The organism is Hydrotalea sp., assembly GCF_049968455.1.
In the GTDB taxonomy this organism is placed as follows: Bacteria; Bacteroidota; Bacteroidia; order Chitinophagales; family Chitinophagaceae; genus Hydrotalea.
Window position 1 is genome coordinate 1 of record NZ_JBMFQT010000009.1, and the last position, 22,788, is coordinate 22,788.

25 protein-coding genes, 1 tRNA gene and 1 pseudogene are annotated in these 22,788 nt (G+C 33.6%); 14 read left to right on the forward strand and 13 right to left on the reverse strand.

The annotated features are described in order from the left end of the window. Together ACP5P5_RS07830 and ACP5P5_RS07835 are read right to left on the reverse strand one after the other, a co-directional pair. Positions 1-273, reverse strand: a pseudogene (locus ACP5P5_RS07830) (amino acid transporter); the annotation flags it as partial. 33 nt (positions 274-306) lie between these two features. Further along, positions 307-1,272 carry a polyprenyl synthetase family protein gene (locus ACP5P5_RS07835; protein WP_428285549.1) on the reverse strand — a complete coding sequence of 322 codons (966 nt, stop codon included), beginning with the start codon at positions 1,270-1,272 and terminating at the stop codon, positions 307-309. Positions 1,273-1,376: 104 nt separating this feature from the next. Here ACP5P5_RS07835 and ACP5P5_RS07840 point away from each other — a divergent pair, with 104 nt between their 5' ends. Next, positions 1,377-1,859 carry a hypothetical protein gene (locus tag ACP5P5_RS07840; RefSeq protein WP_428285550.1) on the forward strand — a complete coding sequence of 161 codons (483 nt, stop codon included), beginning with the start codon at positions 1,377-1,379 and terminating at the stop codon, positions 1,857-1,859. An 86-nt stretch (positions 1,860-1,945) separates the two neighbouring features. Here the strand turns inward: ACP5P5_RS07840 and ftsY are convergent, their stop codons facing one another. From ftsY to rpmB, 4 genes are all read right to left on the reverse strand, one after another. After that, complete coding sequence (gene ftsY, locus ACP5P5_RS07845; RefSeq protein WP_428285551.1) at positions 1,946-2,896, reverse strand: signal recognition particle-docking protein FtsY; 951 nt, start codon at positions 2,894-2,896, stop codon at positions 1,946-1,948. A 168-nt stretch (positions 2,897-3,064) separates the two neighbouring features. After that, the gene (locus ACP5P5_RS07850) at positions 3,065-3,235 is read right to left on the reverse strand and encodes a DUF4295 family protein (RefSeq protein WP_428285552.1); all 171 of its coding nucleotides are present in this window, start codon (positions 3,233-3,235) and stop codon (positions 3,065-3,067) included. Between the two features lie 2 nt (positions 3,236-3,237). Then, on the reverse strand, positions 3,238-3,420 hold the full coding sequence (gene rpmG, locus ACP5P5_RS07855) for a 50S ribosomal protein L33 (RefSeq protein ID WP_428285553.1): 183 nt from the start codon (positions 3,418-3,420) through the stop codon (positions 3,238-3,240). Between the two features lie 25 nt (positions 3,421-3,445). Beyond that, positions 3,446-3,682 (reverse strand): 50S ribosomal protein L28, encoded by a 237-nt coding sequence (gene rpmB, locus ACP5P5_RS07860; RefSeq protein WP_428285554.1) that lies wholly within the window; start codon positions 3,680-3,682, stop codon positions 3,446-3,448. A gap of 406 nt (positions 3,683-4,088) precedes the next feature. On the opposite strand from rpmB, the gene rocD reads away from it, so the two are divergent. Together rocD and ACP5P5_RS07870 are read left to right on the forward strand one after the other, a co-directional pair. Further along, positions 4,089-5,318, forward strand: coding sequence for an ornithine--oxo-acid transaminase (rocD, locus tag ACP5P5_RS07865; RefSeq protein WP_428285555.1), 1,230 nt, complete (start codon positions 4,089-4,091; stop codon positions 5,316-5,318). 22 nt (positions 5,319-5,340) lie between these two features. Beyond that, complete coding sequence (locus tag ACP5P5_RS07870; protein ID WP_428285556.1) at positions 5,341-6,048, forward strand: VIT1/CCC1 transporter family protein; 708 nt, start codon at positions 5,341-5,343, stop codon at positions 6,046-6,048. Between the two features lie 20 nt (positions 6,049-6,068). Here ACP5P5_RS07870 and ACP5P5_RS07875 read toward each other — a convergent pair whose 3' ends face one another. Together ACP5P5_RS07875 and ACP5P5_RS07880 are read right to left on the reverse strand one after the other, a co-directional pair. Further along, a complete protein-coding gene (locus ACP5P5_RS07875; protein ID WP_428285557.1) occupies positions 6,069-6,479 on the reverse strand; it encodes a hypothetical protein in 411 nt (136 codons plus the stop codon). A 42-nt stretch (positions 6,480-6,521) separates the two neighbouring features. Next, positions 6,522-6,592 (reverse strand) — tRNA-Cys (locus ACP5P5_RS07880). 75 nt (positions 6,593-6,667) lie between these two features. Here ACP5P5_RS07880 and ACP5P5_RS07885 point away from each other — a divergent pair. Genes ACP5P5_RS07885 through ACP5P5_RS07895 form a run of 3 tightly spaced genes read left to right on the forward strand, consistent with a single transcriptional unit; the run spans position 6,668 to position 8,847 of the window. Continuing rightward, the gene (locus ACP5P5_RS07885; protein ID WP_428285558.1) at positions 6,668-7,540 is read left to right on the forward strand and encodes a nucleoside phosphorylase; all 873 of its coding nucleotides are present in this window, start codon (positions 6,668-6,670) and stop codon (positions 7,538-7,540) included. 5 nt (positions 7,541-7,545) lie between these two features. After that, positions 7,546-8,322 carry a diaminopimelate epimerase gene (gene dapF / locus ACP5P5_RS07890; RefSeq protein ID WP_428285559.1) on the forward strand — a complete coding sequence of 259 codons (777 nt, stop codon included), beginning with the start codon at positions 7,546-7,548 and terminating at the stop codon, positions 8,320-8,322. Between the two features lie 15 nt (positions 8,323-8,337). Continuing rightward, positions 8,338-8,847, forward strand: coding sequence for an NUDIX domain-containing protein (locus tag ACP5P5_RS07895; RefSeq protein ID WP_428285560.1), 510 nt, complete (start codon positions 8,338-8,340; stop codon positions 8,845-8,847). A 15-nt stretch (positions 8,848-8,862) separates the two neighbouring features. Here ACP5P5_RS07895 and ACP5P5_RS07900 read toward each other — a convergent pair whose 3' ends face one another. Next, positions 8,863-9,138 (reverse strand): hypothetical protein, encoded by a 276-nt coding sequence (locus tag ACP5P5_RS07900; RefSeq protein WP_428285561.1) that lies wholly within the window; start codon positions 9,136-9,138, stop codon positions 8,863-8,865. A gap of 133 nt (positions 9,139-9,271) precedes the next feature. Here ACP5P5_RS07900 and ACP5P5_RS07905 point away from each other — a divergent pair, with 133 nt between their 5' ends. From ACP5P5_RS07905 to ACP5P5_RS07920, 4 genes are read left to right on the forward strand one after another with little or no spacing between them, the layout of a single operon-like run. Then, complete coding sequence (locus ACP5P5_RS07905) at positions 9,272-11,758, forward strand: YfhO family protein (RefSeq protein ID WP_428285562.1); 2,487 nt, start codon at positions 9,272-9,274, stop codon at positions 11,756-11,758. Positions 11,759-11,766: 8 nt separating this feature from the next. Then, entirely contained in the window at positions 11,767-12,891 is a 1,125-nt protein-coding gene (locus ACP5P5_RS07910; RefSeq protein ID WP_428285563.1) for a glycosyltransferase, read from the forward strand. Continuing rightward, the gene (locus ACP5P5_RS07915; RefSeq protein ID WP_428285564.1) at positions 12,881-13,798 is read left to right on the forward strand and encodes a glycosyltransferase family 2 protein; all 918 of its coding nucleotides are present in this window, start codon (positions 12,881-12,883) and stop codon (positions 13,796-13,798) included. The genes ACP5P5_RS07910 and ACP5P5_RS07915 overlap by 11 nt, the downstream gene beginning before the upstream one ends. 2 nt (positions 13,799-13,800) lie before the next feature. After that, positions 13,801-14,400: a class I SAM-dependent methyltransferase gene (locus tag ACP5P5_RS07920; protein WP_428285565.1), complete on the forward strand. Its 600-nt coding sequence runs from the start codon at positions 13,801-13,803 to the stop codon at positions 14,398-14,400. On the opposite strand, the gene ACP5P5_RS07925 is transcribed toward ACP5P5_RS07920, so the two are convergent. Further along, complete coding sequence (locus ACP5P5_RS07925) at positions 14,387-15,373, reverse strand: hypothetical protein (protein ID WP_428285566.1); 987 nt, start codon at positions 15,371-15,373, stop codon at positions 14,387-14,389. The genes ACP5P5_RS07920 and ACP5P5_RS07925 overlap by 14 nt on opposite strands. Positions 15,374-15,379: 6 nt before the next feature. Then, positions 15,380-16,105, reverse strand: a complete 726-nt coding sequence (locus ACP5P5_RS07930; RefSeq protein WP_428285567.1) for a class I SAM-dependent methyltransferase — start codon at positions 16,103-16,105, stop codon at positions 15,380-15,382. 129 nt (positions 16,106-16,234) lie between these two features. On the opposite strand from ACP5P5_RS07930, the gene ACP5P5_RS07935 reads away from it, so the two are divergent. From ACP5P5_RS07935 to ACP5P5_RS07945, 3 genes are read left to right on the forward strand one after another with little or no spacing between them, the layout of a single operon-like run. Further along, the gene (locus ACP5P5_RS07935) at positions 16,235-17,722 is read left to right on the forward strand and encodes a lipopolysaccharide biosynthesis protein (RefSeq protein WP_428285568.1); all 1,488 of its coding nucleotides are present in this window, start codon (positions 16,235-16,237) and stop codon (positions 17,720-17,722) included. 26 nt (positions 17,723-17,748) lie between these two features. Then, a complete protein-coding gene (locus tag ACP5P5_RS07940) occupies positions 17,749-18,912 on the forward strand; it encodes a glycosyltransferase family 9 protein (protein WP_428285569.1) in 1,164 nt (387 codons plus the stop codon). Positions 18,913-18,940: 28 nt separating this feature from the next. Continuing rightward, entirely contained in the window at positions 18,941-19,687 is a 747-nt protein-coding gene (locus tag ACP5P5_RS07945; RefSeq protein ID WP_428285570.1) for a TylF/MycF/NovP-related O-methyltransferase, read from the forward strand. A 6-nt stretch (positions 19,688-19,693) separates the two neighbouring features. On the opposite strand, the gene ACP5P5_RS07950 is transcribed toward ACP5P5_RS07945, so the two are convergent. Both ACP5P5_RS07950 and ACP5P5_RS07955 read right to left on the reverse strand, forming a co-directional pair. After that, positions 19,694-20,476, reverse strand: coding sequence for a glycosyltransferase (locus ACP5P5_RS07950; RefSeq protein WP_428285571.1), 783 nt, complete (start codon positions 20,474-20,476; stop codon positions 19,694-19,696). A 10-nt stretch (positions 20,477-20,486) separates the two neighbouring features. Continuing rightward, positions 20,487-21,233, reverse strand: a complete 747-nt coding sequence (locus ACP5P5_RS07955) for a menaquinone biosynthetic enzyme MqnA/MqnD family protein (RefSeq protein WP_428285572.1) — start codon at positions 21,231-21,233, stop codon at positions 20,487-20,489. Between the two features lie 142 nt (positions 21,234-21,375). On the opposite strand from ACP5P5_RS07955, the gene purB reads away from it, so the two are divergent. Further along, positions 21,376-22,722, forward strand: coding sequence for an adenylosuccinate lyase (purB, locus tag ACP5P5_RS07960; protein WP_428285573.1), 1,347 nt, complete (start codon positions 21,376-21,378; stop codon positions 22,720-22,722). The last annotated feature ends 66 nt before the right edge of the window (positions 22,723-22,788 follow it).

Sequence of the window (22,788 nt, forward strand, 5' to 3'; positions counted from 1 at the left end):
AACCCTACTAGCAAATTCAGCATAACACAATGCACTAAAGCCACATGTAATTGCTGTTATAATGAAAAGAAATGCAATACCGGGTCCTCCATTAAAAGCTGCCGTACCAATAGTTGAGAAAATTCCTGCACCAATAATGGCAGCAATGCCCATGAATGTTAAATCCTTTACCGTTAGTACGCGGTTTAATGATTGATGATGGCCATCTGTTAATCCTGCCTCAGAATCGGCAACAATTTTGTCAATTGATTTTTTACGAAATAAGGTCGACATGCAATCGCTATTTATTAAAAAAAGGAAGATACACTAATAATCTCTTTGAATAAGAAATGCAGCAATATCTTTTAAATGTTTTTTTCTAGTGCTTTGAACAGCAACTTCTTCTAAATGATACATTGCTTTATTCAAATATTCTTCTTTTAAAGCTTTTGCCCATTCAGGAACGCCACATTCACGAAATAGTTCAATAACAGTTTCAACTTTATTATCAGCATTGTTATTCAAAGCATTGTTCAACTTTAGTCGTTGTGCATCTGTCGCTACCTCTAATGCACGAATTAGTAAAGCTGTTTTTTTATTTTGTTTAATATCGCCACCAATTTCTTTACCAAATTTTGCAGCTTCACCAAACGCATCTAAATAATCATCCTGTATTTGAAATGCAATACCTAAATTTTTTCCAAACGCATATAAATGTTTGCTACTCCCCTCACTAGCACCACCTATGATTGCCCCCATTTCTAAACTAGCTGCCAATAAAACAGATGTTTTTAGTTCAATCATTTTTATATATTCATATAAATCAATGCGATTATCTTGCGCATAATCCATATCCAATTGTTGGCCTTCGCAAACTTCTACTGCTGTTTTATTAAATAAAAGCAAAATGTTTTTTAAATATTCTGTTTGAATATTTTCTAAATATTGGTAAGCTTTTATCATCATTACATCACCCGATAATAAAGCAGCAGTATTTCCATATTTAGTGTGAACAGTAGGTTTGCCCCTGCGTAGTTCGGCTTCATCCATAATATCATCATGTATTAAAGTGAAGTTGTGAAACAGTTCAATTGCAGTTCCTACTTTATAAGCATCTTCATGAATGTAACCAAACAACTCATTACCCATTAAACAAAAAACCGGACGAATTCTTTTTCCCCCTAACTGCAGAAAATATCTACATGGGTCATATAAGTTTTTAGGTAAAGTTGGTAATTGTTGTGCTGAAAAATACTTTCCAAATAATTCTGTAAGTTGTTCAAACGTATGCATACCACAAACTAACAGGAAAAATTTGAAATAAAATTATTCAGCATCAAAGTTTTATACACAAAAAATTGGCACGATTTTTTGATAATTTTGTAAAAATATGTATTATGAAAAAATTATTCATCCTAAGCCTCTTCTCTTTATTTGTTGGTATTGCTTCATTGCAGGCGCAAAATTTAAGTAGCTCCTATCAAACAGCGGTGGGTTTAAAAATTTATCCCGGTGCAGTTTCTGTAAAACATTTTGTAAATGGCAATAATGCTGTTGAGGGTTTAGGCTATTTTTGGCAGTATGGTTTTCGATTAACAGGCTTGTATGAAATACATGGCGATATTAATGGTGCTCCCGGCTTAAAATGGTATGTTGGCCCTGGTGCTCATATTGGTTCTTATAACAATAATTGGGAAAGAGATTATCCTAATAGAAATAGTGGAATAGCTATTGGCATTGATGGTGTATTGGGCTTGGACTATAAAATTAAAGGAGCTCCTTTAAATGTTAGTTTCGACTGGCAACCATCTTTCAATTTAGTAGGTTATTCCTATTTCGAAGGCGGTTGGGGTGGTTTAGGTATCAGATATACATTCTAAATAAAACACGAAGAAATATTATAGAAGAAGTTCGAAGTTGTCATCAATACTTCGAACTTTTTTGCTTTTAGGAATTACTAATTTTGTCATGAAAATAAACTATCAACAAATTCTTTTTTATCAAACACCAATAAATCATCAATTTTTTCACCTACCCCTATAAACTTTACGGGAATTTTAAATTGATTGGCAATTGCTAGTACTACCCCACCTTTAGCAGTTCCATCTAATTTAGTAATAGTAATAGCCGATACATTAGTTGCAGCCGTAAATTGCTTAGCTTGTTCTAATGCATTTTGTCCTGTTGAACCATCAAGTACCAACATTACTTCATGCGGTGCATTAGGAATTACTTTTTGAATTACGCGCTTAATTTTCGATAGCTCTTCCATTAAATGTGCTTTATTGTGCAAACGGCCGGCCGTATCAATAATTACAACATCAGTATTCCTTGCAACAGCACTTTTAACAGTATCAAATGCAACAGCACTTGGGTCGCTACCCATAGCTTGTTTTACAATAGGAACCCCAACTCTTTCACTCCAAATAGTTAATTGATCAACTGCTGCTGCTCTAAATGTATCAGCTGCACCAAGTAAAACAGAATAGCCCGCTTTTTTATAGTTGTGAGCTAATTTGCCAATTGTGGTTGTTTTACCTACCCCATTTACTCCAACAATTAAAATTACAAATGGCTTTTTATCGTTTGGAATTTCAAAATGTTTTTCACTTTCATTAGCTATTTTTAACACATTTTGAATTTCATCTTTTAATAAATTATTTAGTTCTGCAGTATTAACGTACTTATCTTTTTTAACCCGCTCTTCAATACGTGCAATAATTTGTAAAGTGGTATCAATACCTACATCGGCACCAATCAATGCTTCTTCTAATTCATCCAACACTGTTGCATCAACCGTACTTTTACCGGCAATGGCTTTTGATATTTTAGATAGAAAACCCTCTTTGGTTTTTTGCAGTCCCTGGTCTAAACTTTCCTTTTCTTTCTTGCCGAATAACTTATCAAAAAATCCCATAAAAATTCTTTCAATGAGTAATGTAAATGTGAGTAAAATTAACACTAAAATTTATAGAAAAATTTTGTGTATACATTATATCCAATCAATAACAACAATCAACACAAATTTTGAATAAAAAAAAGCTTTCCATTTGTGGAAAGCCTTGCATAATTTAATTGCAAAAAACTACTTAGCTAAAAATTCTTTTACTTTATCCTTGTGCACAATAGCTTCTTTAAATGTGTAAGCACCGGTTTTGGGGCTGCGTACGGGTTTAATAACTTTAGTCCAGTTTTTTGCTTCAGCGGCGGCCTTTTGGTCTTTGGTCTTAATCGCTGTTTTTGCTGCTTTTGCCATAATTATTTAATTTCTTTATGAACAGTAACTTTTTTCAGAATTGGGTTGTATTTTTTTAACTCCAGACGTTCCGGTGTATTTTTTTTGTTTTTTACGGAAATGTAACGACTGGTGCCCGGCAAGCCTGAGGCTTTATGCTCGGTGCATTCTAATATTACTTGTACTCTATTACCTTTCTTTGCCATTGTAATGGGTAATTTACTGGTTTAATTAAATTTTTACGCCGTCGGCTCTTAATTGCTTAATCACTGTAGCCAATCCATTTTTATTAATGGTACGAATGGCGTCAGCAGAAACTTTTAAAGTTACCCAACGGTCTTCTTCTGCAAAAAAGAAACGTTTAGTTTGCAAATTCGGCAGAAAACGACGCTTCGTTTTAATGTTTGAATGTGAAACTTTGTTTCCTGTTAATGGTTTTTTTCCTGTAACCTGACATACTCTTGCCATGATGCTATTTTTTTCGGGACGGCAAAGGTAATAAACTGAAATGAAATATCCATATTAATTTCATCTTTTTTATACAAATTATACACAAGCCGTGGAAATGTAAATTTTGTAGACAAAACAAATGCATTTTATACACATTTAGCAATAATATTTATATAATTAAGAAAAAAACAACCGTATGACCTCATTTTCAATAAAAAAAGGAATTTACATCCGTTTTATTCAAGGCATTTCGTAACTTGCTTCGCAGAATGAAACGCTTCTTACAATATAACCTCGATTTTTTAGATCATCCCTTGGGGTAAAAGTATTTCTACTTTTTTAGTTTGTTCTTATTTATGCTTTAGCCTGTAATTGGCTTTAATTTTAATTCTATCTTAATTTATTTACATTTAACTTGATTGTTATGTTAACTCAGCAAATATATAGCAGTAGCTATTTTATTGACTTAGAAGAAAAATATGGTGCCCACAATTATCACCCATTGCCTGTTGTATTAGAAAAAGGTGAAGGAGTTTTTGTATATGATGTTGAGGGAAAAAGATACTTTGATTTTTTAAGTGGTTATTCCGCTGTTAATCAGGGACATTGCCATCCTAAAATAATTGAAAGTTTGAGTGCACAAGCTCAAAAACTTACCCTTACTTCCCGGGCTTTCTACAATAATAAATTGGGTGAATTTGAAAAATTCATTACCGATTATTTTGGGTATGATAAGGTTTTACCCATGAATACAGGTGTTGAAGGGGGAGAAACTGCTATAAAACTAGCTCGTAGATGGGGCTATGTAAGAAAAGGTATACCTGAAAATAAAGCCAAAATTATTTTTGCCGAAGGTAATTTTTGGGGAAGAACCCTCGCAGCAATTTCAGCTTCAACCGATCCATCTAGCTATAAAAACTTTGGTCCATTCATGCCTGGTTTTGAATTGGTACCATACAACGATTTAACCGCACTAGAAAAAGCTTTGCAGGATAAAAATGTAGCAGCATTTATGGTTGAACCCATTCAAGGCGAGGCTGGTGTAGTGGTTCCCAATGATGGATATTTAAAAGGAGTTCGTGATTTATGTAATGAATATAACGTTTTATTCATTGCCGATGAAATCCAAACAGGCTTAGCCCGCACCGGAAAAATGCTGGCTTGCGATCACGAACATGTTCGCCCCGATATTTTAATATTAGGAAAGGCTTTAAGCGGAGGCACTATGCCTGTAAGTGCCGTTCTTTGCGATAATGAAATTATGCTAACCATTCAACCCGGAGAACATGGTAGCACGTATGGCGGTAATCCTTTAGCTTGTGCAGTAGCCGTTACAGCATTGCAAGTAATTAAAGATGAAAAAATGGCCGAAAATGCAGAGAAAATGGGCAATTTATTTCGATCAGAATTAGCTAAAATTAATAGCCCACATATTCAAACCATACGTGGTAAAGGTCTATTAAATGCCATTGTTATTCAACATGCCAATGAAGATGCTGCCTGGGACATTTGTTTAGCATTAAAAGAAAATGGTTTATTAGCCAAACCGACACATGGCGACAAAATTCGTTTTGCTCCTCCTTTAATTATTACGGAAGCACAACTAAAAGAAGCTATTCAAATTATTAAAACAACTTTGCAACAATTTCAATAGTGTTTTTATTTATTTTTAACCTATGTTAGATACCCATTTGCACCACAAAGAAGAACATTTACAAAGTTCAGATTTATTGACAGACATTGTAATTGGCATGAGTGACGGTCTTACAGTTCCCTTTGCATTAGCTGCAGGATTAAGTGGTGCAGTGGGGAATCAGGTTAACTTAATTTGGGTAGCCGGAATAGCAGAAATTGCTGCAGGTTCAATCGCCATGGGCTTAGGAGGTTACTTGGCAGGCAGAACAGAAGTTGACCATTATAATAGTGAAATAAAGAAGGAATTCTGGGAAATTGAAAATAAAACGGAAGTTGAAATTGAAGAAGTTCGTTCTGTATTTAGAAATTGGGGGCTAAGTGAACAAGTGCAAGAAGAAGCTACACAAGAAATTATTAAAGATAAGCAGCGTTGGGTTGATTTTATGATGAAGCACGAATTGGGTTTAGAAGTACCCGACCCCAAAAGGGCTAGAAAAAGTGCTTTTAATATAGGTTTGTCTTATATCGTAGGTGGTCTTGTACCCCTTAGCCCCTATTTTTTCGTTAGTGAAGCAATTAATGGATTGAAAATTTCAGTAATAGTAACTCTAATATGTTTATTTATTTTCGGATATTTTAAAAGCAAAATTACCGGCATTCCACCATTATTGGGAGGTTTACGTGTAATGATGATTGGTGCTGCTGCAGCAGCTGCTGCCTTTGGTATAGCTAAACTAATTGAAGGGTAATAATAAAGACGCTAAATTCATCAACGAATATTTCGCTCAACAGGTACATTTAATTTAGGTAACAATGTCATTACTAATACAATTGCACCTAAAATTAAAGTAATATATAACCCCATTTTTATTTGTGGGCATTCTCCTGCCCTACATATTGAAAATAAAACAAAGTTTTTTACGGCCCAGGCCATATTAATAAATCCAAGGAAAATATTGGTACGCTTTGCCCATACTTTGGGAAGTAAAAAGCCTGTTATTAGCAAACCAGAGAAAAAAACTTGTGAAATGATTTGTTGACCAAAAGTAAATTGGTCGTTCACAGTTCCATGAATACCATTTAATGTTAAATTGACTGAAGGTATATATATCCAAGGTAAATAGCAGTTAGCTATCATTAAAATGGCGGCAATAATTCCAATGGTTTGTGTATATTTCATAAAGAAAACAAAGGATTACCAGCGTAATCCTTTTATGTTTAGAGGTCCCGAGCGGATTCGAACCGCTGTACAAGCTTTTGCAGAGCTCTGCCTAGCCACTCGGCCACAGGACCATTTATTTCAGGTTGCGAAAATAAAGCATCGTAACTAAATACAAAATTCTAATTTTGCAATTTCAAAAAAAAATTATGAATACAATTGCTCCATCTGAACTTATTATTAATGAACGTGGTGCTGTTTACCATGTTGATTTAACACCTGATGAATTGGCCGATACCGTTATTACAGTAGGCGACCCTGACCGTGTAGAAAAAATTAGCAAACATTTCGATTCAATTGAAGTTAAAAGACAACACAGAGAATTTGTAACACACACCGGATATATTGGCAAAAAACGTTTAACTGTTATTTCTACCGGAATTGGGCCGGATAATATAGATATTGTGATGAATGAATTAGATGCACTAAAAAATATTGATTTCACCACACGTACCATTAAATCTAATTTACAATCACTAAAAATTATTCGGTTAGGTACTTCAGGGGCATTGCAGGCCGATATTCCTGTTGATAGCTTTGTAGTAGGTACCCATGGACTTGGTTTAGATAACTTATTGCATTATTATCCCTATCAAGCCAATGAGGCAGAACAACAAATTCTAAAAAATTTTATTGTACACACACAATTATCAGGAAATATTCAACCTTACATAGCCACAGGAAGTATTAGTATTTTAAAACATTTTGTTGAAGGCTTTCACCATGGCATTACCGTTACCTGCCCAGGTTTCTATGGCCCACAAGGTAGAGTTTTGCGGTTAGGATTAGCTAATCCGGGATTAGTAGATAATTTTAGCAGCTTTAGCAGTGGTGAACATCGAATTAGTAACTTTGAAATGGAAACCAGTGCCATATATGGTTTGGGTAAACTATTAGGTCATCAGTGTTTATCGGTTAACGTAATTGTGGCCAATAGAATACAAAAAGAATTTAGTAAAGATGGAGCACTGGCAGTTGAAAACTTAATTAAAAAAGCTTTATCTATTATAAGTACACTATAAATTATATGCAACTTAATTTTTATAAATATCAGGGCACCGGTAACGATTTTATTATACTTGATAACCGAACAACAAAATTAACTTTAACTACCGAACAAATTAATTTTCTCTGCAATAGGCGTTTTGGTATTGGTGCAGATGGTTTAATGTTATTAAATCAAAGCAATACCTACGACTTTGAAATGAAGTACTATAATGCTGATGGTAATGAAAGTACCATGTGTGGTAATGGAGGACGCTGTTTGGTGAAATTTGCTAATGATATTGGTTTAAAAAAAGAAAAGTACCATTTTATAGCCATTGATGGCCCACATGAAGCGCATTTTGAAAAAAATGGTTGGGTTGATTTACAGATGAAAAATGTTGATAATATTGAACATTATTATGGCGATTTTTTATTGAATACCGGTTCGCCTCATTATGTGAAAATTGTAACAGACATTGATAATTACGAAGTGTTTAAAGAAGGTCGCTCCATTCGCTTTAGTAAAGACTTTGAAAAAGAAGGCGTTAATGTAAACTTTGTGGAAATGGTGAATGAGGATTCCATTACCGTTAGAACTTATGAGCGTGGCGTAGAAAATGAAACATTAAGTTGTGGAACAGGCGTAACTGCGGCTGCTTTGATTTTTGCACATAATGATGCCGGATTTAACCGTATTGAAGTAAATACTCTAGGCGGTAAATTGGCAGTGGAATTTGATAAATTAGGCGAAAATTTTTCGAATATATGGTTATGCGGCCCTGCCGCTTATGTTTTTAAAGGCGAAATTGAATTATAAAAAAATTATAAAATTATGCACCAGCCTATTGCGTACGAAAAACTGAGTAAGCCTAAAAAATTCACCATTAGGGTTTACGGCTTACTCATACACAACAACCAAATTTTGGTGAGTGATGAATTTATTCGTGGCAATTATTTTACAAAATTTCCGGGCGGTGGTCTAGAATTAGGAGAAGGCACACGTTCTTGCTTAGAACGTGAGTTTTTAGAAGAAACCGGTTTACACGTTACACTCAAAGAACATTTTTACACCACCGATTTTTTTCAAATATCTGCCTTCAACACTATTGATCAAATAATATCAATATACTATAAAGTTTCCGCCCTTGATGAGGATATAGCAAATTTAAAAACCACGTCAATTCTGTTTGATTTTACACCGGAGGAAATTGCCGATACCAATGGCCAGTATGAGAGATTAAGATGGATTCCGTTATCAGCATTAACCAGCGAAACTGTTCACTTGCCAATTGATAAAGTTGTTGTGAATATGCTGATAAATGAATTTTCCAAACAGGCCTAAATTAAATTTTACAATTTAAAGGCTTAAAAAATAAATTGCTTCCAATAATAATAAGCTACCATTAAAGCCTATTAACCATTTTGGCGCCAATTGAATAAAACTTCTTTTAAAAATTAAATTTAACAGCAAATAAATATTTAATATAATAACCGCATGCCCTGCAACCAACCAATAACTTTCTAAATCTTTATTCTGAAATATAGGGCCGCTATAATGCATAATCATTGTCACTATAAAAGCTATATTACCAATAAAAGCCACCTGGTTTAAGAATAAAAATTGCTGTTTCATAAAATTTCGTTCAAAATACCATTAATTTGCTTTTGCAAAAAAACAATGTTACATATAATATGTCAACTTGTAATTGTTAATCATAATATGAATTAAACATACATTGGTTTCTTTAAACAATAAAAACAACCACATGAAAAATGTTGCTTTAAAAAATTTATTGCCACATATTATTGCCATAGTATTATTTGCAATTGTAGCTGTTTTGTTTTCAAAACCCACCCTCGAAGGGAAGGTGCTTCAACAAAGTGATGTTATTCACTGGCGGGGAATGGCGCAAGATTTAATTCAGTATAAAGATACCCATGGTCGTTATCCTTTATGGAATAACAATTTATTTGGTGGAATGCCTGCCTATCAAATTATTTTAACAGCAGCCAATCCGGTTTCTATAGTATATGCGCATCCGTTATTCATGTTGTTTTTACCAAAACCTATTGGTTATTTCTTTTTGTTGTGTATATCGTTTTATTTTCTGAGTCAAGTGGTTAAAACCAATTATTGGATTGGCATAGCAGGAAGTATTGGTTATGCCTATGCTTCTTTTTCTGCTATTATTGTTGCGGCAGGACATGATACACAAATGCTTGCATTAGGATATGTGCCTGCATTAGTTGGAGCCATATGGCTTATTTATGAAAAAAAATATTGGTGGGGAACAGCTTTAACCGCTTTATTTAGTGGGTTATTAATTGCTCAAAACCATTTACAAATTGCTTATTACTTTATTATTATAGCAGCATTTGTGACCATGGGATTTATTATTCAATGGATAAAGGCAAAAGATTATAAACATTTAGTTAAAGCATTAATATTAACATTTATTGCCGGGGCTATTGGTGCCGCATGTAACTTAGTAACGTTGGCTACCACTAACGATTATTCAAAAGCCACTATGCGTAATGGCACGTTGAATTTAGATACCGCTGCCAATGCTACGTCAACTCGAAAAACTGCCGGATTACCCATTGACTATGCCTTTAATTGGAGTTATGGAAAAGCGGAAAGTTTTACATTATTAATTCCTGATGTATATGGTGGTGCCTCTAGTGGTGAACTGAATGCCGATTCACATATTGCAAAAATGTTGCAACAAAAAGGGGTACCCGATGATCAGGCTGCTCAGTTCGCCGAAAGTATGCCTTCTTACTGGGGCAATCAACCTTTTACAAGCGGTCCGGTATATTTAGGTGCCGTTTTATGTTTATTATTCATTTTTGGAATCGTTTATTTGAAAACACCACATAAGTGGTGGTTGTTAATATTAACGGTAGTGGCTTTGCTAATGAGTTGGGGCAAAAACTTCATGTTCTTTAACGAGTTTTTATTCAACCACCTGCCACTCTACAATAAATTTAGGGTACCCACAATGACGTTGGTAATTCCTCAGTTTACTTTTCCTTTTGTAGCAATATTGGTACTGCAACAATTATTTTTCGATACTAAAGACAAAGCTTTTGCCATTTTTGCATTGAAAAAAACGCTGATTATTACAGGTGCCTTTTTTGTATTGGCCATATTGCTATACTTTAGTTTTGATTATGCTGCTCCGGCAGACGCTAATTTAAAAACGTATTTTACGCAATTAACCCAAGGTAATACAACTGAAGCCAATAGCATTTATAATGCGCTGGTTTCAGATAGAAGAAGTCTATTTGGTGCAGACTTGCTGCGTTCTATTATTTTTGTTGTTTTGGCTGCCGCCACTATTTTCTTTTATTTGAAAAACAAACTGAAAGTTACTTATGCTATTGCAGCAATAGTTATACTAATTGCCGCAGATAACATAAGTATTGATCGCAGATATTTCAGTGAAAAAAACTTCCAAGATGAAGAATCTATTGATGATGCTTATTTTAAACCTTCCGCTGCAGATCAACAAATTTTAAAAGATACATCGTACTATCGGGTTTTGAATTTAACACAAGATGTTTTTAACGATGCACTTACCTCCTATCATTTTCATTCTGTTGGCGGCTATCATCCGGCCAAATTAAGTATTGTTGAAGACTTACTGAATTTCCAGCTAAGAAAACAACCTATGAACAGGCAGGTATTAAATATGCTAAATACCAAGTACATTATTGTTAATAATCCTGCTACCAATAAACCCGAGGTACAATTGAATCCCGAAGCATTAGGTCCTTGTTGGTTTGTAAAAACCGTACAATTTGTAAACGGTCCGGCTGCGGTAATGAAAGCATTAAACAACTTTACACCAAAAGATACTGCTATCATTGATGCGGCACAACAGTCATTGGTAACTTATACGAATACAACCGATACTGCTGCCAGTATTCAATTGGTAAAAAATGATAATGATATTATTCATTATACATCGAACAGCAGTAGCAATGGTTTTGCCGTATTTAGTGAAATTTATTATAACAGAGGTTGGAAAGCCTATATTGATGGCAAGGAAGTTCCTATTATTCAAACAAATTATGTTTTGCGTGGCTTGTCAATTCCTGCAGGTAAACATGAAATTGTGTTTGAATTTAAACCTGCATCATATTATAATAGTACGAAGATTGCAATTGGTGCATCAGCATTGGTATGGATATTAATCATTGCTGCTATTGTTCATTCATTCAGGCTAAAGAATAGTAAGCCTGAATAAAATATAGTATGCGAATACTTGCTATTGTTTCGTACAAAGTATTCCCGGCAGCAATGGGTGGGCAAAAAGGGATTGTAGATTTTTATAAATCTTTAGCTCATTTTGATGAAATATTCATTGCTTGTGCCGGGAATAATAATTGGAATGATATCCCGTTCGAACATAAATACAACCATTTATATGTTCAACGTAGAGGCATTGCCAATTTAATAAAAATACCTGCGCTTATTCAATATATTAAAAAAAACAACATTCAAATAATCATTATTGAGCATTCGTATTGGGGATGGTTAGGCTATTTATTACATATTTTCACAGGCTTGCCTTACATTATTCACTCTCACAATATTGAAGGCTTTCGTTTTAAATTATTGAACCGCAGCTATTGGAAATTATATTTACAATACGAAAAATGGATGCATCAACTATGTACTTATAACTTTTTTAAGTGTGAAGAAGATGCACACTATGCAATACAGCATTGGAAATTACATCCTTCAAAAGTGGCAGTTGTTCGTTATGGAACATTTCAGCAATCTCCACCTTCTATTACTGAAAAAATTAAAGTACGTAAAATTATTTGTAACAAATATAATATTGCTGAAAATAATTGTTTGTTGTTGTTTAATGGCACACTTAATTATGCACCCAATTCTGAAGCACTACAAAACATCATCCATCATTTAATTCCATTGCTTCGCCATAAGCAATTCAATTTTACCCTTATTATTTGCGGTACTGCATTACCCACTTTTTTAAAAGATGCATTTGAACAAATTCCTGAAATAAAATACATAGGTTTTGTAACAAATATTAACGAAATGAATTTGGGCGTTGATGCATTCATTCATCCCGGAACAATGGCAACAGGCATTAAAACCAAGTTAGTTGAAGCGCTTGCGCAAAATACTATAGTCATTACTACTACATCCGGCAGTAGAGGAATTCCAAATAATATTGCGCAGGAAAAGTTATGGATTGTGGCAGACAATGACATGAATGCTTTTGCTGAAGCAATTATACTAGTTACAAAATTTAATAAGGAAACTCCGAATTCTTTTTATAAAGCATTTTTTTGGGGTAATATTGCGCAAAATGCACATAGTATTTTAGAAAATTTGCATGGAAAATAATATTCAAATATCAGTTGTTATCTGCACCTACAATCGTGCGGCTTATATTGAGGCTGCCCTTAGTAGTTTAGTGCATCAAACCTTCAATAAAAATTTATACGAAGTAATTGTGGTGAATAATAATTCTACAGATAATACAGAGACTATTTGTCAATCATTTATAGCAGCACATGCTGATTATTTTTTTTATTCTTTGAATGAACCCAAACAAGGCGCTTCATATGCACGTAATACCGGTGCTGCATTGGCGAAAGGGGCTTTATTGTGTTTTATGGATGATGATGCCATAGCCGAGCCTGATTATTTAGAAAAAATTATTGATTTTTTTAAAGCTTACCCTAACGCAGGGGGTTTAGGTGGAAGAATTATTCCAAGATATATTCCAAGCGAACCTAAATGGATGAGTTACTATGTATCATCGTTGGTAGGGAATTTTGATTATAGCCCCGAAATATGTGTATTTGCCCCGGGAAAATATCCTTTAGAGTCGAATATGATTATTCGAACTGATGACTTTAAGTTGGTAGGTGGTTTTAATGAAATGTTACCGGGCGTTGTCGGAACTGTGCGTATTGGCGGTGAAGGAAAAGATTTTTTTTACAAACTGCAAGCATTAGGCAAACAAATTTATTATCATCCACAAATTATTGTACACCATGTTGTTGAAGTAAAAAAACTAACAAAAGAATACATGTATCGTGTGGCCAGTGGAATTGGTCGTGGTGAACGAAGAAGGGTTTTAGCCATTAGTCGTTGGGCTTTTGTTAAAAAAAATATTGAATATACATTTAAGTTAGCCGCATCGGTTATTTTAGCAATCAAATACACTTTTCAAGGACATCCTGCAAAAGCATGGCCCGTTATTCAATTTAGGATTGATGCATTTAAAGGCCTTTTAAACCAATAATTATGAATTTTGAAACATTTGTTAACAGAAAAATTAAAGGCACTTTAACCCGTTTGTTTGGCATTCAATTCAATTATAAGTCTGAAACCAGTAAAGTTAGAAAATGGGTATTACCCTTTTGCGAAGGTAAAGGATGCGATATTGGTTTTGGTGGTGATAAAATTAAAAAAACAGAATGTGATGGCATTGATTATCCACAGCCTTATGCCCATGCCGGAAAAGATAAAGTAGATATACCTTGCGATGTAATTAATGATGAAATTCCGGTTGCTGATAATACATATGATTACGTTTACAGTAGTCACTTAATTGAGGATGTACCTAACACAGCAATGGTATTATGCAAGTTTATCAGAATTTTAAAGAGTGGTGGTAATTTAATTTTGGTTTTCCCCGATCAACCTAAATATGAGGCAATATGTAAACATATTGGCCAACCTATGAATCCATATCACGTTCATGCCCATATGGGCTATGATTTTATGCTTCAGCAACTAAATAGTATTTCCGATATAAAATACAAAGTACTTTTTAGCAGTAATTGCGAAATAGACTACAATGTAGTGATGGTTTTACAAATTGAAAAAATTATGCATTCGTAATTTTAATCCCTAACGGCTTTAGTATTGTATTCGCGAATGCCATTAAACCGGTTGATTTTTTTTCAGCTTTAGCATATGCACATTGCAAATGAATATATTTTGTGTAACCATTTTCATATACCTTATTTCGGTAGGTTTCTAAGAGCTTATTTAAAACGGGTAGTTGTAAAAGGTTAAATCTGGTTTGATGTCTTGATAAAATTTGTGGGGTTTCAAATTTATATCCGCTTATGTGCAAAAAAACAAGCAGCACATCATTATTCACCCATATTTGATTGTTATTTAAGGCCAAACTTCTTTCATGTAAGTTCCAATATGCTACATTATAACCTTTGTGGTGCATAATAGCAATTCTATCGAAAAAAAGTGGAACCAAGTTTAGCCAGTTTTGATCAACAGCCATGCCTTCAGCAAAATTATAAAAGCATTGATTGGTTAACCTTTCAGCCCACCATTGCAAGAAATTATCAGTTATGCTGTGTTTCTTCATGGCAATAAATCCGGCATTGTAAATACCTGATCTTAAAACATCACGTTCCATGGGCAAGGCACCATCGTTGATAGGTGTAAAAAAATGCGGTGTAATGGCTATTGCATTATCATTTAAAATTTGTTCAGCTTCACTCGGAGATTGGTAAAAATAAATATCGGCATCAATGTAAAGTAAAATATCAGGGTATTCTGTATTAAAAATATATTGTGCAATAAAAGGTTTTAAAGCGCAATTCAGTTCAATTAAATTATATTGAATACTCATTGCATCAAAATTCGGAATAGCCAACGATTCCACTTCAACAATGCGATGAGGTAAAAAATCCTCATCTTTAAATCGATTATTATTTTTATCAGCTAGCCCAATAATTACGGTATAATCAGGTGCATGTTGTATTAAACTATCGGCCATAGTTTTTGCATAAGCTAAATGGTTAGCCGAGCAAACTGTAAATGCCATTTTCTTCAAACCATTTTCCATGAATTGCTATTGTTTAAAACAGTCTTCAATTTTTTCCGCTACAATAATTGTATTCAAATAAAGCCGTCTATTTACCGGCCATAATTTTTCTGTTGTAATGAATAATAAATTTAAAAAGGGTATCATTATCTGCCGCACCACTTTCTTAAAAAAATTGAATTTTGATAAAATAAAAACACGATTCAACCAATCGTCGTGTAAATACACCATGAACATCTGATGTAAAGCGGCAGTAGCATGACCATTTTTATCGGTTATTAAAATACGAAATCCATTTTTTTGCAATAAACTATGCAAAGCAAATTGGGTATATCGGGTATAATCAACCGGTATTTCATGTTCTTCCCATGCAAATGGGCAAGTAATTAAAATTTTAGCACCCGGCTTTAGCACACGGTTTATTTCAGGTAAAATTGCCTCTAAATTAAATACATGTTCAAAAACTTCTGAACTAAACAAACTATCGAAACTATGGGTTTCAAAAGGTAAAGTATGCCCATCATAAAAAAAATCAATTGATTCATTTTGATGTGCATGTCCTTCACTGTCATAATCCACCCCAACATATTTATTTACATGGGTAAATAAAGTTTGGTAAGGTTTAGCGCCACATCCAAAGTCTAACAAGTTTCCGTTTAATTCAACACTGTATTGTTTAATTTTATTGTATAAACCTTTACGAATAATGTAAAGTGGGTGGCGAAATGATGGATTAAAGTTGTTTGAAACCATACAAAAATCAATACAGTTAAGTTGGCAAGATAATTTGTTTTGAATAAATATATAGGGCCTAATCCGTTTATTTGTTAATCGAATACATAAATTTGGCGCTTAATATAGCTTTTACCTGCATCAATTATTATGGGTAGTATACGTCACCAAACTATTGTTTCAAGCATATTAGTGTACCTCGGCTTTCTGGTTGGTGCACTAAACACTTATTTTTATGTAACCAATGGCTCGTTTACTCCCGAACAATTTGGATTAACACGCATTTTTTTTGATTTCGGGCAGAATATGTACATATTTTCCAGTTTAGGCATTATTCCTGTTATTTATAAATTCTATCCGTATTATAAAGACAATTTGCCTGCTCAAAAAATTGATATTGTCACTTGGGCAATGGGTACAGCTTTAACCGGTTTTATTATTTTGTTGGTAGCAGGTTTTTATTTTCAACCTTTAATTGTACATGCCTACCAGCAAAAGTCACCACTAATTGTTGATTTTTATTACCTTATGTTTCCCTTCGCTTTAGGCATGCTACTTTTTTCTGTTTTAGAAGCTTATTGTTGGGCCATACATCAAACTATTATTTCCAACTTTTTAAAAGAAACCGTAATGCGCATTGTGACTACGGTTTTTATATTACTATTTTATTTCAAAATAATTTCATTTAACACATTTGTATGGTTGTTTACCTTTTTATATACATTCATATTTATTGTGTTGGTAGTGTATTTACGCAGAAGAAAAGAATTGTATTTTCCATTTCAAATAAGCCGCGTAACCAAAAAGTTTCGCAAAAAAATGTTGAGTATGCAGGCTTTTATTTTTGGTGGAACCCTAATAAGCTCCATTGCTGCAACGGTAGATAGTGTATTTATTGCACATTTTCAGGATTTGGTTTCGGTAGGTATTTTTGGACTATCACAATATGCGGCTAATTTGGTACAAGTACCCCAACGTAGTATTCAAGCTATTGCAACAGGCTATTTGGCCAAAGCCTGGAAGGATAAAGATTACAAGGAAATTAACCGAATCTATGTTCGGTCGTGTATTAATTTGCTACTATTAGCGCTTTTTATATTTGGTAATATTTGGCTAAATGTATCGCAAAGTATGGAAGTGTTGCATGTGCAAAACAAATACCAATCGGGTTTAGGTGTATTATTTATTTTAGGCATGGCACGAATTATAGATGCAGGAACCGGTGTAAATAATGTGGTAATTAACACCTCAACCTATTGGAAATTTGATTTCAATTCCGGCGTTATCTTATTAACGCTGCGCCTTCCATTAACCTGGTTTTTAATAAAACATTATGGCATTATTGGCTCTGCCATTGGTGAATTGGCTTCCTACACAATTTATAATTTCATACGATTTGAATTTTTACGAAGAAAGTTTCAAATGCAGCCCTTTAATGGTAAAACGATAATAGCCATTTTATTAGGTTTTGAAGCATTTTTTATAAGCTATTTTTTATTTAACCATATGATTGGATGGACGGGCATTATATTTCGCTCGGCAATTTTTTCTATTCTATTCATAGTTGGTATATTTATATTTAAACTAACACCCGATGCACATCAGCTTTTTGAAAAATGGATGGGGAAAAATAAATAACCTAACCTAGTAAAACCTTAAATGCCATGCTTAATTTTTTAAAAGGATTGGTATATGACTTGGTTTTAATACTTGCCATTACCGGACGAAGAAAAAAAAATACAACCCCTAAAGCACTAATTGTACGTACTGATGAGATTGGTGATTTTGTTTTATGGCAATCTTTTATTGCTGAAATGGTGCAATGTACTTTATTACAAAATTATGCAGTTGACTTTGTGGGCAATACATCGATAAGAACACTCTTTAATCTGCAAGCAAAAAATTATTTTTCTAATAGTATTTGGTTGCATAAGAATGCATTTAAAACCAATATGCTTTACCGATATAAGTTTTTGAGAAATATTTATTTGGGAAGATATGACATCGTAATCAATCCTATATATAGCCGTGCCAAACGAATTGATGATAGTATTGTAAAAGCTGCTAAAGCTAAAAATACTTATGGTATGTTTAGAAATAAGCAGAATTATGCATCTTATGAACAGTTGTATGATTTTAGATTATACAAATATTTAATGCCTGAAATGCAAAAACCGGTATTTGAATTTTATAGAAATAAAGCATTTACCGAATTTGTAACAGGTAAAACCAGTGAAGTTTTTAAGCCAACTTTCCCCATTAATATTATACATTCAAATGTTACTTCAAGAATTTATCATGATTACTTCGTTATATTTCCCGGTTCACGCCATGAGAAAAGAATTTGGCCTACTGAAAATTTTGTAGAAGTAAGTAATTATTTATATGAACGATTTAATTGGATGGCCTTAGTTTGTGGTTCAAGAAATGACTTGCAATACAGCCGATCATTTGTAAAACAATATAATCATCCCCTTAAAGATTTAACCAATAAAACTACCTTGCCGGAATTATTATTGGTTTTAAAAAATGCAAAATGTTTAATTAGCGTTGATACTGGTTCAATACACTTGGCTGCACTTGTAAACACCACCACATTTGGTGTTTTTAATGGATCGCAATATGGCCGATTTGCTCCATATCCTGAAGCATTCAGTAACAATATTGTAGCAGTTTATCCGCATACAATAGATGATGCAGTACAAAAAAATGATGTAAAAATTATGAAGAAATTAGAATATGTAGTAAACATTCCTTATGCCGATGTAACCGCAATAAAAATGATTACTACAATAAAAAAATTTTTCGATACCCATCCCCCACATTAACTTGCATCCATTCAACACAACGTAGAAAATGATTTTTAAACCCATTAAAGCCTTCAAAGTATTATTTGGTTTAGAGGCTAAACAATCTCCTTACCCATTAGATTTTGAACCCTTTCACATACAAATTATTGAAAAAGTAAGACCTTACACTATGACCAGCAATGAACGGTTGTTTGGTCTTATTGAGGCTGTTAAATATGTTATTCAACATAATATTCCCGGTGATTTTGTAGAATGTGGCGTTTGGAAAGGTGGCAGTATGATGGCCATTGCAGAAACTTTATTGCAATTAGGTATTAATAACAGACAGCTTTATTTATATGATACTTTTTCAGGCATGACGCCTCCAACAGAAGAAGATAAAGACTCATTGAATAGAAATGCTGCAGATCAATTACAAAATGAAGCCAACAACAAATCGGAAAGTGTTGTATGGGCTTATTCAACATTAGATGAAGTAAAAAAGAATTTGGCGAATGTTGCATATCCATCAGCAAATATTCATTTTATAGAAGGCGATATCCTGCAAACTATTCCAAATTATATACCCAATCAAATTGCATTATTAAGATTAGATACTGATTGGTATGCCTCAACCCGGCATGAAATGATACACCTTTATCCATTATTAAATAAAAACGGGGTTTTAATTATTGACGATTATGGTTTTTGGAAGGGTTCACGGCAGGCCGTTGACGAATACATTACTGAGCAAAATATTCAAATATTGTTGAACAGAATGGATGATACCGGAAGGATTGCCATAAAAATGTAATCTACATCAGTGGTTTTCTAAACCTAATTTCTTCTTTACAAGAAATAAAAATTTTCCAACCCTTGTTTGCAGTAATAAATACAGCATTTTTAAACGCCATTGCCATAAACGACATTTAAGTGAAAAGTCGAAATGGCTTTCATAAATAACAATATTTTCTTTCAAAGAGGCTAAGTATTGTGTTGAGCTAATGCCTGTATCATCAAACTTTGTTACAGGGGCATTATAAAAGGCATAAGGTTCATCCTTCATTTTGCAAAGCATATCATAATCCATTCCAATTTTGTATTGCATATTAAAATAACCACAACGTTCATATACTTCTTTTTTCACAAACCAAGTTGGGTGTGCAATGCTTCGCATTCCTCTGTATAATTTTTTTGCATCAAAAGGCTTACCAACGGTAACCCAATGTTGTGCACGCTTTATAATAATCTTTCCGCTCATCCAACTAATGTTGGGATGAGTATCTAAAAAATTATTTATCTCTAATAAAACATTGTCATTTGCATAAATATCTCCGGAATTTAATAAATGAATAAATCCGTCGGCTGCATGTTTAACGCCTTTATTAAATGCATCTGCAATGCCTTTGTCTGGCTCATTTATCCATTGGCGATATGAAGGCTGTTGAGTTGCAGAAAGCCAAATGGCAATATCATAGTTAGTGGAACCATTAATAATTAAATGGCAAAAAGGGACATTAGTTTGTTTATCAACTGAAGCACAAGTTTTTTGAAGCTCGACTAAATTATTATAACAAATGGTTACTACAGTAATAATGGCCATGTAGAAATGCTTAAACGGTTTTTAGTAAAGATAGAAATAGTTCCAAACCTTTCCTTTTTTCATCCGTCAATTCATAACTAATATTTTGTGAGTAGTAGGTATGCAGGTTATATGTACTATAATTTATCTTGGCTAAAACATCATTTAAATGTTCAATTCCTAAAGCATTAGCCCTATTAAATTCGGTAATAAAATTTTCATTTAATGGTTTATTGGCTATCCAAGCTGCAAAAACAAAAGGCAATCCGGTCATTTTAATCCAATTACCTGCCAAATCATAAATAAATGGTGAAATTTTTCTTTGTTCTAATGCCCTATCGCCAATTACAACCCCGGCGGTAGTACCTTTTATTTGCGCTCTAAAATCAACGCCGCCATCTACAAAAATCACCTCTTTTTTCCAGTAATGTTTCAACAATACTTTCGCTAAATTAACAGAAGTTCGGCTCTGGTAATCGAGCATAACATGGGTAATTTCTTCAATGGGTTTTTCACTGAAAAGACAAACAGAGGCAACATCATTTTCTGCACCAATGCAATAATCAGTAATAATATAAGAAGCCTTCATTTTGGGTATAACCGCAACAGGAATCAGGCCTACATCAATTTCATCGTTTAATAGCATATTGGCAATACTTGCAGGATAATCCTCAATCAATGCTATTTGTTCTAACAGTGCTGCATTCTTTTTTACACCATATAATAATGGCTTGGTATTTAAATAACTTACAGCCCCAACTCTTATTCTCTTGTCCAATTCGTTTACTTTTGCATGCAAAGAAAAGAAAATTCACTGTTTTAACAGGTATATGTTTTAAAGTGAATGATTATTTGAACGGTTATCTGTAACAAACCCAATAAAACTTAAAAACATTCTTCAACCGGAAAATTATTTTTACATGGAACTTACTTCACTTACCGCTGTTTCGCCAATTGATGGACGTTATAGAAAACAAACGGCTTCATTGGATAGTTATTTCTCGGAATTTGCTTTAATGAAATATCGCGTACAAGTAGAAGTAGCTTATTTCATATTTCTTGCGCAAAAAAAATTTTTTAAGTTATCCGCAGCACAACAAAAGAAAATTCAGAATATAGCTGATTCGTTTAGCTTAGCAGATGCCAATCATATTAAAGCATTAGAGGCTACTACCAATCATGATGTTAAAGCAGTTGAGTATTTTATAAAAGAACAATTAGATAAAATAGGTGTAGGCCCGTTAAAAGAATGGGTACATTTTGGTTTAACATCTCAAGACGTAAATAATACTGCAATTCCCTTAAGTTGGAAAGATTGCATGGAAGTAGAATATTTGCCGGCATTATTCAACTTAAAACAGCAGATAAAACAGCAGGCACAACAATGGAAAAAAATTTCAATGCTGGCTCGCACTCACGGGCAACCTGCCTCTCCTACTTCGTTGGGTAAAGAATGGATGGTTTTTGTAGAACGTATAGATAGTCAAATTGCACTATTTACGCAAATTCCTTATACTGCTAAATTTGGTGGTGCTACCGGTAATTTTAATGCGCATGTTGTGGCATTCCCTCATAAAAATTGGATTCAACTGGGGAATGAATTTGTTGATAAAAAATTGGGCTTGCAACGCCAACAGTTTACCACCCAAATTGAACATTACGATTGTTTGGCTGCTCATTTAGATGCTATACAACGCATTAATAACATATTAATAGATTTTTGTAGAGATGTTTGGACATACATTAGTTTAGATTACTTTAAACAAAAAACAAAACAAGGGGAAGTTGGCTCGTCTGCAATGCCTCATAAAGTAAATCCTATTGATTTTGAAAATGCGGAAGGCAATTTAGGCATGGCTAATGCTATAGCCAACCATTTGGCGAATAAATTACCCATTTCACGTTTGCAGCGCGATTTAACTGACTCAACAGTATTAAGAAATTTAGGTATACCTATTGCACATACCATGATTGCCCTTCAATCAATTGCCAAAGGAATGAGTAAGTTGGTTTTGAATGAAGCAAAATTAGCAAGCGATTTAGATGCCAACTGGGCTGTTGTTGCCGAAGCTATTCAAACTATTTTACGAAGAGAAAATTATCCCAACCCTTATGAAGCTTTGAAAGCTTTGACAAGAGGCAAAGAAGGAATTAATCAGAAAACCTTGCATCAGTTTATTGATGAATTAAAAATTCCGGCAGCATTAAAAAAGCAATTGAAGTCTATTACTCCACATAATTACATTGGTATAGCGCCTAACTATTAGTTTTCGTCAAGTTATACTATCAACCTCAACATTAAAATCGTTGAATTTTAGGTTTTATGAAATGAT

What these genes read in the sequence shown, in the direction of transcription:
- ACP5P5_RS07915 (WP_428285564.1), top strand. Translation starts at nt 12,881, where the DNA reads ATGGAAAATAATATTCAAATATCAGTTGTTATCTGCACCTACAATCGT.
- ACP5P5_RS07895 (WP_428285560.1), top strand. Translation starts at nt 8,338, where the DNA reads ATGCACCAGCCTATTGCGTACGAAAAACTGAGTAAGCCTAAAAAATTC.
- ACP5P5_RS07885 (WP_428285558.1), top strand. Translation starts at nt 6,668, where the DNA reads ATGAATACAATTGCTCCATCTGAACTTATTATTAATGAACGTGGTGCT.
- rocD (WP_428285555.1), top strand. Translation starts at nt 4,089, where the DNA reads ATGTTAACTCAGCAAATATATAGCAGTAGCTATTTTATTGACTTAGAA.
- ACP5P5_RS07925 (WP_428285566.1), bottom strand. Translation starts at nt 15,373, where the DNA reads ATGGAAAATGGTTTGAAGAAAATGGCATTTACAGTTTGCTCGGCTAAC.
- dapF (WP_428285559.1), top strand. Translation starts at nt 7,546, where the DNA reads ATGCAACTTAATTTTTATAAATATCAGGGCACCGGTAACGATTTTATT.
- ACP5P5_RS07935 (WP_428285568.1), top strand. Translation starts at nt 16,235, where the DNA reads ATGGGTAGTATACGTCACCAAACTATTGTTTCAAGCATATTAGTGTAC.
- ACP5P5_RS07835 (WP_428285549.1), bottom strand. Translation starts at nt 1,272, where the DNA reads ATGCATACGTTTGAACAACTTACAGAATTATTTGGAAAGTATTTTTCA.
- ACP5P5_RS07945 (WP_428285570.1), top strand. Translation starts at nt 18,941, where the DNA reads ATGATTTTTAAACCCATTAAAGCCTTCAAAGTATTATTTGGTTTAGAG.
- ACP5P5_RS07875 (WP_428285557.1), bottom strand. Translation starts at nt 6,479, where the DNA reads ATGAAATATACACAAACCATTGGAATTATTGCCGCCATTTTAATGATA.
- rpmB (WP_428285554.1), bottom strand. Translation starts at nt 3,682, where the DNA reads ATGGCAAGAGTATGTCAGGTTACAGGAAAAAAACCATTAACAGGAAAC.
- ACP5P5_RS07920 (WP_428285565.1), top strand. Translation starts at nt 13,801, where the DNA reads ATGAATTTTGAAACATTTGTTAACAGAAAAATTAAAGGCACTTTAACC.
- ACP5P5_RS07900 (WP_428285561.1), bottom strand. Translation starts at nt 9,138, where the DNA reads ATGAAACAGCAATTTTTATTCTTAAACCAGGTGGCTTTTATTGGTAAT.
- purB (WP_428285573.1), top strand. Translation starts at nt 21,376, where the DNA reads ATGGAACTTACTTCACTTACCGCTGTTTCGCCAATTGATGGACGTTAT.
- ACP5P5_RS07905 (WP_428285562.1), top strand. Translation starts at nt 9,272, where the DNA reads ATGAAAAATGTTGCTTTAAAAAATTTATTGCCACATATTATTGCCATA.
- ftsY (WP_428285551.1), bottom strand. Translation starts at nt 2,896, where the DNA reads ATGGGATTTTTTGATAAGTTATTCGGCAAGAAAGAAAAGGAAAGTTTA.
- ACP5P5_RS07840 (WP_428285550.1), top strand. Translation starts at nt 1,377, where the DNA reads ATGAAAAAATTATTCATCCTAAGCCTCTTCTCTTTATTTGTTGGTATT.
- ACP5P5_RS07910 (WP_428285563.1), top strand. Translation starts at nt 11,767, where the DNA reads ATGCGAATACTTGCTATTGTTTCGTACAAAGTATTCCCGGCAGCAATG.
- rpmG (WP_428285553.1), bottom strand. Translation starts at nt 3,420, where the DNA reads ATGGCAAAGAAAGGTAATAGAGTACAAGTAATATTAGAATGCACCGAG.
- ACP5P5_RS07850 (WP_428285552.1), bottom strand. Translation starts at nt 3,235, where the DNA reads ATGGCAAAAGCAGCAAAAACAGCGATTAAGACCAAAGACCAAAAGGCC.
- ACP5P5_RS07950 (WP_428285571.1), bottom strand. Translation starts at nt 20,476, where the DNA reads ATGGCCATTATTACTGTAGTAACCATTTGTTATAATAATTTAGTCGAG.
- ACP5P5_RS07870 (WP_428285556.1), top strand. Translation starts at nt 5,341, where the DNA reads ATGTTAGATACCCATTTGCACCACAAAGAAGAACATTTACAAAGTTCA.
- ACP5P5_RS07930 (WP_428285567.1), bottom strand. Translation starts at nt 16,105, where the DNA reads ATGGTTTCAAACAACTTTAATCCATCATTTCGCCACCCACTTTACATT.
- ACP5P5_RS07940 (WP_428285569.1), top strand. Translation starts at nt 17,749, where the DNA reads ATGCTTAATTTTTTAAAAGGATTGGTATATGACTTGGTTTTAATACTT.